7 protein-coding genes are annotated in these 12,127 nt (G+C 65.4%); 3 read left to right on the top strand and 4 right to left on the bottom strand.

Annotation, left to right across the window (positions count from 1 at the left end):
* The first annotated feature begins 2 nt into the window (after positions 1-2).
* From wecB to ASE27_RS21150, 3 genes are all read left to right on the top strand, one after another.
* Positions 3-1,151: a non-hydrolyzing UDP-N-acetylglucosamine 2-epimerase gene (gene wecB / locus ASE27_RS02655; RefSeq protein WP_056645435.1), complete on the top strand. Its 1,149-nt coding sequence runs from the start codon at positions 3-5 to the stop codon at positions 1,149-1,151.
* On the top strand, positions 1,145-3,268 hold the full coding sequence (locus ASE27_RS02650) for a heparinase II/III family protein (protein ID WP_056645431.1): 2,124 nt from the start codon (positions 1,145-1,147) through the stop codon (positions 3,266-3,268). Before wecB ends, ASE27_RS02650 begins: the two co-directional genes overlap by 7 nt.
* A gap of 94 nt (positions 3,269-3,362) precedes the next feature.
* Positions 3,363-3,494, top strand: coding sequence for a leucine zipper domain-containing protein (locus ASE27_RS21150; protein ID WP_082608418.1), 132 nt, complete (start codon positions 3,363-3,365; stop codon positions 3,492-3,494).
* A gap of 247 nt (positions 3,495-3,741) precedes the next feature.
* On the opposite strand, the gene ASE27_RS02645 is transcribed toward ASE27_RS21150, so the two are convergent.
* Genes ASE27_RS02645 through ASE27_RS02630 form a run of 4 tightly spaced genes read right to left on the bottom strand, consistent with a single transcriptional unit; the run spans position 3,742 to position 12,092 of the window.
* Positions 3,742-5,304 (bottom strand): DUF6270 domain-containing protein, encoded by a 1,563-nt coding sequence (locus ASE27_RS02645; RefSeq protein WP_056645426.1) that lies wholly within the window; start codon positions 5,302-5,304, stop codon positions 3,742-3,744.
* Complete coding sequence (locus tag ASE27_RS02640) at positions 5,297-9,010, bottom strand: glycosyltransferase (RefSeq protein WP_056645422.1); 3,714 nt, start codon at positions 9,008-9,010, stop codon at positions 5,297-5,299. Before ASE27_RS02640 ends, ASE27_RS02645 begins: the two co-directional genes overlap by 8 nt.
* Entirely contained in the window at positions 9,007-10,257 is a 1,251-nt protein-coding gene (gene wecC, locus ASE27_RS02635; protein WP_056645419.1) for a UDP-N-acetyl-D-mannosamine dehydrogenase, read from the bottom strand. The genes ASE27_RS02640 and wecC overlap by 4 nt, the downstream gene beginning before the upstream one ends.
* An 8-nt stretch (positions 10,258-10,265) precedes the next feature.
* Entirely contained in the window at positions 10,266-12,092 is a 1,827-nt protein-coding gene (locus tag ASE27_RS02630; protein WP_369818976.1) for a glycosyltransferase, read from the bottom strand.
* Positions 12,093-12,127 lie beyond the last annotated feature (35 nt).

Here is a 12,127-nt window from a genome sequence, read left to right as displayed (position 1 = left end):
CGATGCGCCCCCGCATCATGACCGTGTACGGCACCCGTCCTGAGGCCATCAAGGTGGCTCCCGTGATCAAGGCGCTCGAGGCGAGCGACGAGTTCGACAGCGTCACGGTGGTGACCGGCCAGCACCGCGAGATGCTCGACCAGGTGAACGAGCTGTTCGGGATCGTGCCGGACCATGACCTCAACATCATGAGCCACGGACAGACGCTCGCACAGATCTTCGCGCGGGTGATCGAAGGCCTCGACCCGATCCTCGAGAAGGAGGAGCCCGCGGCCGTGATCGTCCAGGGCGACACGTCGACGTCGACTGCCGCCGCACTCGCCGCGTTCTACCGGCAGATCCCCGTGATCCACGTCGAGGCCGGTCTTCGCTCGGGCAACATCCACTCCCCCTTCCCTGAAGAAGCGAACCGCAAGATCACGACACAGATCGCCGCGTTGCACCTCGCACCGACGCAGACCAGCCGGACGAACCTGGTTGCCGAAGGTGTGGACGACTCGACGATCGTGGTCACCGGCAACACCGTGATCGATGCCTTGCTCATGACCGTCGACAAGGAGGTCGCCTTCAGCGACTACCGCCTCGAAGAGCTCGCGGCATCAGGCCGGCGCATTCTCCTGGTGACGACGCACCGCCGCGAGAACTGGGGCGGTGCGATGGAGGGGGTCGGGCGTGCACTCGCCCGCATCTCGCGCGAGTTCCCCGACATCGAGATCGTCCTCCCGGCGCACAGGAACCCGATCGTGCGCGACGCTGTCCTACCACAGCTCGTCGGCGTCGAGAACGTGACCGTCACCGAACCGTTGGCGTACGGGGAGTTCGCACGGATGATGTCTCTCAGCACCGTCATTCTCACCGACTCGGGCGGAGTCCAGGAAGAGGCGCCGAGCCTCGGAAAGCCCGTCCTCGTCATGCGCGAGAACACGGAGCGGCCTGAAGCCGTCGAGGCGGGCGCCGTCCAGCTCATCGGGACGGACGAGGATCGGATCGTGAACGGGGTCTCGCGGCTGCTGACGGATGCGAGCGCCTATGCGGCCATGTCCAACGCCATCAACCCCTACGGTGACGGCCGAGCCGCCCAGGCGACCCTGTTCGCGCTTCTCGCCAAGACCTCCAGCGCGTCAACAAATCAGGAGATCAGCACGTGCTAGAACTGCTCGACTCGATCGGATGCGACGGCGGAGACGTCGTGTCAACCTGGCCCACCGCACACCTCGACGAGCGCTCAGCGCCCACCCTCAGGTCGAGTGGCGCTCTCGACGAGTCCGGCGACTCGACTCACATGGGCGTATTGTTCGAGGGCGGTTCCCAGGTACACGACCTCCAAGCGCACTTCTCCCTCGCGGGCTCCACCCCGCGGGGCCTCGTGATCCGGTATCGGACATCCGGCTGGCAGACGCTCCAGTACCTGGCGGTGGGCTGGCAGCAGGGAGGTCAGTATTTCCATGTCAAGGTACGTCACGCTAGACAGAACACATGGAACACCGCGCACCTCTTCGTGGACGACCTCATCATGCGGGCGCAGGGCTCATCCCCGCCGGCGGTGCCGAAGATCGACAACATCCGCTTCTTCATCAAGGGCACGCCTACCCACGACGGCGCCCGCCTGGACGTGGCCAGGATGGCGCTCCTGGACAAGCGGTCGGCCACGTCGTCGACCATCGAGTTCTCGGCACGTCTGCACAATGCTGTGGAAGTCATCTCTTCGTCGCTCGTGAGGAATGACAAGGCCGCAACGAATCGTGAGGACCTCGAGGCGTTCGTCACCGCGGGGCAGATCCCTCTTCTCCCTGGGATCCGCGCTGCCTGGGCCCCGTCGGCGATCAGTCCTGTCGCCACAGACGACAACCCGACGCTCCGCTTCTCCTGGAACGCGCTCCACCCGCTGGCATTGCTCGCGATCGAAGCGGACCGCGTCTCCAACGAGACAGCACTTCGATCCGTCGCAGAGATCGCGATCCAGTGGATCACCCTGAACATGCACGCCTTGTCGCCAGATCCGAGATACGCCTGGTATGACCACGGGGCCGCCGAACGACTGAACTCTCTCCTCATCGTCCTCAGGCTGACCGAGCCGCTGATCGGCGGCTATGCGCGCGCGTTGATCTGCGACGCCGTTCTGCAGCATGCCCGACTGTTGGCGAACGAGGCGTTCTACGCTGCGAACCAAGTCTCCCGCCACCACAATCACGCATGGTTCCAGGATATCGCGCTCCTTGTGGCGGCCCAGGCGTTCAGATCGCGCGAAGCCGATGCGTGGCGCAAGCTGGCGATTGAGAGGCTCGACGACCAGTTCAGCAAGCTGATCTGCTACGACGGCCCGTTCGCCGTATTCACCGAGAATTCGATCGGGTATCACAACGGAGTGACCACCCTCATCCGGATCGCCGCCACGCTCGCGGATGGCGCCTCCTCAGGTCGGTTCACGGACATCGCGGACCGCATGGACTCGTTCTCGCACCTCTTCTCATATCCGGACGGAACCTCTCCCGCACAAGGCGACACGTATCGAGCCCGTCAGACATCCCGTCAGAAACTGGCGGTCCGAAACGAGTCCTTTGTGCTTCCCCGCGCTGGCTACGCCGTCGCGCATGGCAGCGACGCGGGCGCACCCTACTCGCTCATGCTCATGAACTCGGGCCTGAACAGCACGCACAAGCACGAGGACAACGCATCCTTCACGCTGTGGTTCGCCGGGGTCGAGTGGCTGACCGACCCGAGCTTCTACTCTCACGCCTACGCGGAGCCCGTCCCGGCCTACCTCCGAAGCCGCTGGGCCCACAACGCCGTCGTCGTCGATTCCTCGCCGTACAGCATCGACCCGGAGCACATGCAGTGCGTCACCTCCGGTCGCGCTGAAGGTCAGGGCTATCGCTTCGCCGCGGAACACACCGCCTACGCGCAGACCACTGTGCATCGTGTCATCGAGGGACGCACCGACGGCCTGGCCTTGTCGATCGTCGACCGTGTCTCGAGCGCTGATCCTGGTTCGGCGTACTCCGTCATCCACCTCGGGCCCGACGTGCGCTGCGTAGCGGCGACGTCTACGGACGACTCCGTCGTCTACCGGCTCGAGCATGCGCTCGCGACGCGGCACCTGACGTTGCGTCTTCCTCGGCACGCGCCGAGGACGGTCGTCGGAGAAGGGGACTCCCCTAGGACGACGAGCATGGTCGGCTATGGCTTCCGAGAGCACGTCGCCACCACCTCGATCCTGGTTCCGATCCAGGCAGGCCACGATCTTCGATGGTCGATCGGTGCCGTCTAGTTGTACGGGCCAGGATCACCATTGACGTCGTGAGAGACCTCCGTATCGAGTAGGAGCTGGCTAAGAGCCCTGCTCGGACCAACGGAGGTCTCTCATGCCTCACGCTAATGCCCGGCTGACGCCTGCCGGAAGGTTGACCATGGTCCAGCGCATTACTGCGGGCAGCCCGGCCGCGCATGTCGCGGCGGAGATGGGGGTCTCGCGCACGACGGCGTGGCGGTGGTAGCGCAGGTTCCAGGTCGAGGGGCGCGCAGGCCTCGTCGATCGGCCGACCGTGGCGCGCACACACCCGCACCGGACGCCCGTTTGTGTCGAGACACCGGTGCGGATCGCGCGGATGCTGACGCGGCGTGGGCCACGCACTACAACCTAGAACGACCCCACCTCGGCATCGGCGGCCTCAACCCATCGACCGACTCAACAACGCTCTTGGTCAGTAGACATAGCGCCTCTGCAGCCCTCGTAGCAGGGCCTCACCCGATGAGCTCCGCGCGAACGCGGTGGAGGAAGTGGTTGTCGGCCGCCTCGCGGCCCGCGTACCCCCCTTGTCGGAGCTCAACACAGCGGGAGAGTCCTTGCGCGGCGACCAACAAGGTCAACGGCTCGATGTGGGCCTGCCAGTACCCGGTGTCCGACCCGTACGAGATCGACATCGATCCCCGGAAGCGGGGACCGTAGCGCTCGAAAATACTTGGGACCAGGTTGTCCGCGGCATCGCGATCACCGTCATCGACCCGCCCGAAGATCGCGTACGCCACGCTCCGCTGCCACTCCAACTGCTCCGGCTCTTGGTACAGGAATGCTCCGAGAGCGATCTGCGGCCCACCGGCGATGACTCGCCCGCCGCCGTGCATGAGCCCGAAAGCGATCGCCGCTGTGCCCCCCTTCGAGGTGCCGACGAAGTACACGCCCTCTGGGGGCACGGAATACTGTGCGATCAGCTCCCTGATCAACGACAGGACCACGTTGCGGATCTGGTTGTCGCCGGAGACGCTCAGCAAGTAGCACCCGTGCGCTCCAACATGGTCCTTGAGATGAACCACGGTCGCGTCGAGCTCCGCACCGAGCCGCCAGTGCGACATGCTGGTGACACCCGGAGTCGAGTCCAGGCCAGGGAAGACGAACACGATCCGTCCGGATTCCGCGCGCTCATGGACTGAATAGACGAGGTGCCGCCGGAGATATACGTGCGCCGCGTCGCGCACCGAAACCTCGGCCTCCCCCGGTTCCTTGCCACGCGAGCGATCCGAGGACACGACTGCCCCGCACTCCCATGCAGTGTCCTTGACGTGGCGTGGTCCCGCGGAAGTCCGTGGCTCGATCACAAGCTCCGAGAGGAAGTGCCGATAAAACGGGTCGATGTAGTGAAAGGGTGAGGCGCCCCACTTGTGCCCTGGATCCCCGACGAAGAGCTCAGGCGGGTACCGCACGAACTGCCAGTCCTCCAGGTCCTGCTCCATGATCGAGTAAAGTCGGCCCAGGAACGTGTTCGCCCGATCGATGCCCTTCCGCGAATACGAGCTGGCGAACTCCTCGTCGCCCGTGCACCCGTCGGCCCAGAACACTCGATTGACGCGAAGGCGCGACCGGGCTCCGAGGGAGTCCAGAGTCGCCAACAGGCGGTACCAGCCCACGACCCACAGGCGCAGGAACTCCTCGCTCCCCGACCGGATCGTCTCGTACGGCGGAGCGGCCGTCGCTGAAAGAAATTCGTTCGACACGGTCGCGATGCTCCCGTCGCCCAACTGAGCCAGGTTGAATCGTTCGTCGATCGGGTCGAAGACGAGGAGGTCGAATTCCACCTGGCGCAGAGTGGTCTCAAGCGCCTTGTCCAGGTCCTGCTCGACCGTCCTACGTTGGAACGCTGAGGAGATGGTCGACGTGTCCACCCCGACGAACCGCTTGCGACGAAACGCGCTGGCGAGCGACGTGCGCGCAAAGTACCCAACGAGCTCCATCCCCGTGGACGCGTCGAGCTCGAACGCGTCGCGCGTCACACAGGAGCCGAGGACGAAGACGCGGGTGCTCTCAGACATCAGACCCACCGACGAGCGTCAGCTCGGCCTGGACGACGAGGTCGCCCGCGACCTGGGCTCGAACGCGCTCTGCCGCTCCCGCAGAGAGCCGCAGGAACATCTCCGGATCGCGGACGAGCTCGATGATCGCAGCAGCGAGCGACGACGCGCTCTCTGGCTCACACAAGATGCCCGAGCGTTCGTCGACGAACTCCGGGACGGCCGCCACACGTGTCGTGACAGGAACGAGTCCTGACGACATCGCCTCGTCACGCGACACTCCTTGCGCATCCATGCGTGTGGGGACCAAGAAGACTCCACTGCGCTTGTGAAGGTCCGCGATCTCTCGATGAGATAGGAACCTCCGGTCCAACGTCACGTTCGAGAGGCCCCGCAGCGGCTGTACGGTCGACTCGAAATGGGGGCCATCTCCGACGAACATGAACTCCATGCGCTCGAACTCCGGTTCGTCGCGGAGCAGTTCTACGGCGGCGACACTCAGGTCGTTGGCGTACTTGGGAGAGGCGTAGGGGCGCACCGAGAGGATCCGCAACCGGTCCTCTGCCGACTTCTCCTCGTACGAGAAGAGGTTCGTGTCGACCGGGTTGTGGATGATGCTGTATCGAGAACCCTCCAGCGTGACCCCCACGTCTTGCATGACCTCGTTTGCGAAGTATTTCGACACGAACACGAAGTGAGTGTTCGCCGCGCGGTCCAAGAACACACGTTGCCAGAAAGCCATCCGAGCATCGGAGGCTCCCTTGGCTCGGTCCAGATCTTCATCAGTCGTGTAGTTGTAGCTGCGCCGCCACCAGGGCTGGACCTCGGCACCATGCAGCCAGACGATGACGCGACGACGGCTACCCGCACGCCGGATAACGTCCCACATGGACTCGTCGAGAAAGTGGACGAGGAGCGGCGCCCCCGGGTCCGAGACCTCGAGCGCCCTCTCGAGCAGATCAATGGAACCCGAGTGAACGTCGACGCCCTCGTGAACAAATGTTTCGTACGACCGACGCGCGGACACCGAGAGCACATCCACGTCCAGCCCCGCGTCCTTATACGCGAGCACGCGCGAGTGAACGAATCCGTTCCGATAGCGGTCCATGTGCGAGGGGTAGACGTTGGTGACCACGATGGCCTGCCCACGCATCTGCATGAACGATGGGGCAGTGGCGCGGTGCGCGAACTCCGCAGACTTCAGGATCGCGGAGCCCTCACCTGCGACGCGAAGCGCAAGACGCAACGACTTCGCGCCGTCCGGCGCCGTGCTGGTGGCGTTCTGATTCGTGAAGTGGACGGACGAGCCGCTGCGGCGATGCTCCTCGTCATAGTAGATCACGGCCACCTGCGTGTTGAGGCCGGGCTGACACTCGACGTGGAGCCGGATATCGCCGTCCTCCGAGACATCCGCGATCGCGTGGGTCTCGCGGGAGAAGAGGTAGTCGTGCGTCCCGGGCGCCAACGTGGACACGACCTCCACGCCATCCCCCAGCTCCCGTGTCAGGACTGCGGCCCGGGCGAACCCGGCGAACCCAACCGCGACGTTCTCGCGCACTGGCACGGTGACGGCCTGGAACGGCAACCGGACGTCCAAGGACTCGGCCCTCGCATACAGGCTCTGCATATCGACTCCCGCGTCCCGCACCTCGGCCTCCACCTCTGCGGCCACTGCCTCGGCATCCACCAGCATTCCTCGTGGGACCTGGCAGTAGCCGAAGATGTCGGTGGCGAAGGCCCCAAGAGCCAACCCGTCCAGTGTCAGCAGAGAGGAAGCCATGGCGTTTTCGCCGAGGTCTTCGACGCGGACGACGGGCGTCCGGAGCGACCCTATCGGCGCGTCACCGTAGCGTTGCCCACCTCGTTCACGGACGCCATCGACCGTCCACTCGTAGCCCCCGGCAATCCCGACGACCTTGCGATCCGAGTACCGGTGGGCCAGAGCCAGGTCAAGAAGAAGATGCCGCCCGTGATGATCAGGCATCGTCCACACCGCTGCGAACTCCGCGGTCGGGGCGAGGTCCGCGACTTTGAGCTGCCGCAGATCGGCGCGCGAAAAGATCCGAGGCCCCCCAGCCTGCGTCAGCCGTGCTACGACACTCTCGTCCGGACTCACCGCCACCGGGACGACATCCACGCCAAGCTGCGTCTCAGCCTGGGCGGCGAAGAGCAGCAGTTCCTCGTGCGATCGCACTTCCGCGACGACAAGGATCTTCGGGAGATGGCCCGTGTAGGCACTTCCCATGATGCGAGAGACGAGGTACTCGATCCGATCCGCGTAGGTGTGCTCCTGGAGGACTTTTCTCAGAGCCGCCTGGCGGAGTCGGCGTGACGTCCGGGGGTCGCTCTCCAACTCCTGGATTCGACCGGCCGCTTCCTCGCCCGCATCGACCGAGGTGGTGAGATTCCCGAACAACATCCGCACGCCACGCGAATAGTTCCCGACGATAAGAGTTCCGCTGGCCATCAGTTCGAAGACCCGCCTCGCGAACATCGTGGCGGACTGCTTCACAGAGTTGAGATTCAGGCCGTACTCGTAGGCACGATAGGCGTGATGCACGGAGTCGGGTGACAAGGTCCCCTTGATCAAGGGGAGATACGAGTCCGGGAACTTGTAGTTCTCGTCCTGCTCGTGAAGGTTGCGGTCGAAAATCTCGACCTCGACGACCGAGGATACGTGGGAGACGAGCGACTCCAGATCCCGATTGCGATCCGGGTATCTCCGATAGTATGCGCCAGCGAACATCATCGCGTTCTTGCGAGGAGCATCCGCAACGGGGTTGTGCAGACGCGGCTGAGCGGCGAACGGCATCAACCAGACCTGCTCGTGCCCCAGGGTCTCCCGGTATCTGGGAATCATCTCGATATCGGTGGTGAAGACATGTTCGAAACGCGAAGCCACGTTGAGGAACGTGGAGAAGTGGACGGGGTCCTCCTTGTTCCAAAATGCGGTGGGCACTCCATGCTCCGCGCACCACGCCAGGATGTCCAGCAACTCTGGGGGAACATGGCCGACTGTGTTGCTCCAAAGGTTGTCGATGCCCCGCCAGGCAGACTCGACGAACAGCAGCTGCGGGTCGCCCTCCTCCAGCTGTCCACGCCACCCCTGGGGCGTGAGGTGGATCGTCTCCCACTCAGGATCGACGCCCGCGCCGGTGAAGTCGTCGACGATGACGGCGACCCTCGGCCTCTTCGTCGCTGCCAGGCTCGCAAGCGTCCTCTCCCGACGCCGCGCCCGCCTTTCCCCATCCACGGTCGGCTGTTCGACCGGCCGTTCTCCGGGCTTACGGCGGATCGCGCTCCGGACGTCGACGATCTTTGCCCGCCACTGCTCGATCTCCTTGTCCAGCTGCGCACGAACCTCGTTCTCGGACGGGGCTTCCCCTCTCGTGCCAACCGCGCGAGCCACGGCGACTGGTAGACCGAAGAGCAGGCGTGGAGACCGTGCGTGGCCGATCGCCTGGGCGAGCCTGACCGCTCTCCTGGCCCGAAGACGTCCGAGGGCAAGCCGCGCTGTCGCCGAGATCCGTATGAGATCGCCCTCAAGATCATTCCGAAGAGCGATCTCGTTGTGAAGCTGACGCACCTGTGCGCTGATCTCGATGATGCGCTCGTTCAGTTGCCGCTCATTGGCCATGGCGGCCCGGTACTTATCGTTCGCGCCACGCAACTGGCGCCGTAGGCGCGCGACTTCCTCGTCGTTCGTCGGCGACTGATCGTCTCTCATCGCCAGACGCCCTTCGTGTCGACGACGACCTTCTCTCCGAGGTGGAGCGGTGTGCGGTCTGCCTGTCTGAACTGCGTGTGGTCGACGAGCACGAGGACGATGTCCGCCTCGTCGACCGCGGACTCCAACTCTCGGAGCTCGACGTTCGGACGCCCGGCGAGCACGCCCGGCAGCTCGTCGATGTGCGGTTCGACGGCGAGGATGACGGCGTCGTCGACCTCGACGGCGAGGCGTGTCGCGATGGCGAGCGCGGGCGACTCCCGCAGGTCGTCGATGTCCGGCTTGAATGCCAGTCCCAGCACGGCGATCCGCGGCGTCTTGAAGCGGTTCGCGTGCGCCTTCACCCGCGAGACGACGTACTCCGGCTTCGCGTCATTGACCTCGCGCGCCGTCCGGATGAGCCGCGCGCGCTCGGGCGCGGCGTCGACGATGAACCAGGGGTCCACGGCGATGCAGTGGCCGCCGACGCCGGGGCCCGGCTGGAGGATGTCCACCCGCGGGTGGTGGTTGGCGAGGCGGATCAGCTCCCACACATCGATGCCGAGGTCTGCGGAGATGAGCGACAGCTCGTTCGCGAACGCGATGTTGACGTCTCGATAGGAATTCTCAACGAGTTTAGCCATCTCAGCGGTTACCGTGTCGGTCAGGTGGATCTCGCCCTGACAAAAGACCTGGTAGAGCTCCTTGGCACGCTCTGCGGCTTCGGGAGTGAGGCCACCGACGATTCGGTCGTTGGTCACAAGCTCGATCATCACGCGGCCGGGCAGGACACGCTCCGGGCAGTGCGCCACGTGAATTCTCGCGCGGCCTTCCGATCCATCGAGCGAGAGGTCGGGGCGAGCCGTGAGGATCCAGTCCGCCATCTGCTGTGTGGCACGAGGCGGCGACGTCGACTCAAGAATCACGAGTGCGTCGGCCTCAAGATGCGGAGCGATCGCCTCTGCGGCCGCTTGGATGTATGAGAGATCGGGGGCGTGCCCGTCCATGAACGGGGTCGGGACGGCGACGATGTAGGTCTGCGCTGGCTCCGGCTTCGTCGACGCACGCAGCGACCCCTGGGTCACGGCTCCAGCGACATATGTCGCTAGGTCAGGTTCGACGAACGGTACGTCGCCTCTGTTCACGGCGTCGACCGTACGTTCGTTGATGTCCACCCCAATGACGTTCACGCCATTGGACGCCAAGATTGCGGCTGTCGGAAGGCCGATGTACCCAAGTCCGACGACGCACACAGTGGTGGTGTTCATGATTCCCCTCAGATCAGGACGTGCGAGTCCGCGCGCCCGTAGAAGTGCACCTCGCCGCTCGCAAGCAGCTCGGCGTCAGTGACCGACCAGGTGTGCGCCCCGGAACCGGAGCGCACCTGGACGAAGTTGAAACGGTCCGCCGAGAACACGCGTGCCCCCGCGTCCACAGCGTCCCGAAGGAAGGCGGTGTCCTCGCCCCGGCCCACGTCGTGGAACGGAGTGGTCACCGCGAGGCTTTGCCGGGTCACGATCGTCGGCCCCATCACCCGGTCGGTGAAGCGACGCTCACGGTCTGCGAAACGCAGCAGCGTGGCGTCCATGCCCTCGACGTACATGTAGTGCGCCTGCTTGCCGACGACATCCGCACCGCTGTATTCCAGGGCGTACAGCTGGTCGGAGAGGTACTGCGCGCCGTAGAGGTCGTCGTCGTCCATCTTGGCCACGACGTCTCCGTCCGCGGCGGCGACCAGGCGGTTGAGGCAGCTTCCGAGCGACACATCAGAGCCAGCAGCCAGGAGCACCAGGTCCTCGACGCCTGCCTCTTTGGCACGCAGACGCAGGTCCGCCTCGTCGACCTCGAAACCGTGGGTCAGCAGCGCCAGCTGCAGCGTGACGTCCTGCTGGCTGCCGACAGTACGCAGGACGTGGTCGAGCTGGTGCGGCCGGTTGGTCGAGACCAGCGCCGTGACCGACGCGCGCGGCACGGCGGGCGAGTCCGCCAGGCCGACGCCGTGCAGCACGCTCTGCACACGGGCCCCGTAGGTGTGCTCACGCCAGATCCTGCGCTGTCCCAGGTGCGTCGCACGATCGCGCAGCTCGTCGGAACGCACGAGCGCCCGCACGGTGTTCCCGGCCTCGACGCGGTCGGAGACCACGAACACCTCGTCCGCGGGGAAGAACTCACCGATCGCGCGGCTCGGGGTCGTCACGACGGGTGTGCCGCAGGCCGTGATCTCGAAGACCCGGCGCGCGCACATGCTCGGGGAGTCCACGATCGAGTTCACGTTGAGGAAGACCTTGTACTCGCGGTACGCGGTGAGCATCCGCTCGTAGTCCAAGGACCCGACGACGCGGTCGGCCAACGGCTCCGGGAACTGGTAGTTCTTGTCGCCGCCCTGGAAGCGGGAGAAGATCTCCAGCCCGTGCTCCATGCGCGGGGAGACGTCGAACGCCCCACCCAGGAGCAGGTCCATCTGCTCACGACGTTCCGGGTACTTGTGGGCGAAGTACATGCCACCGAACGCGACGTCCCGCTCCGGGCCGCGCCCGTGCGACCGGACCGGGTTGTGGATCGCAGGCTGCGCCGCGAAGGGGAGAACGCTCACACGGTCGTGGCCGAGCCGCGCGACGTAGTCGGGTACCCGGTCGACGTCGGTCGTGCAGACATGGTCGAAGAGCGCCGCGGCGTCGAGGAAGTCCTCGAAGTGGACCGGGTCCTCCTTGTTCCAGAAGACCGTCGGGATCCCCTGCTCACGGCAGTACGCGACCAGCTCGACGAACGCAGGCCTGGGGGCCGACGTCCCGGTGAGGTGGTACTGCCAGGCACCCCCGTTGCCGTTCCACGCCGACTCGACGAAGAGCAGGTCGATCGGCTCGTCGGCCAGCACCTGACGCCACGACGGGGGCTTGAGCAGCACCTGGTCCCACTCGAATTCGAACGCAAGCCGGGAGAAGTCGTCGAGGACGACCCCGACGCGCAGGTCGGGTCGGGAGGGCCTGCGCTCGGAGAGGTCCCACGGGTCGAACGTCAGGCCGGCCTTGGTGAAGTACCCGCCGCGCCCGCTCCCCGGGGACGGGACACGCTGCCGACGCAGGAAGGACTGCAGCTGGGACACCCCACCGTGCCGAAGATGCCAGAGGGCCCGGCGCG

This window comes from Oerskovia sp. Root918 (assembly GCF_001428945.1).
Classification (GTDB): domain Bacteria; phylum Actinomycetota; class Actinomycetes; order Actinomycetales; family Cellulomonadaceae; genus Oerskovia; species Oerskovia enterophila.
Note: the sequence above shows the minus strand (reverse complement) of the source record. Positions and strands in the feature narration are given on the sequence as shown.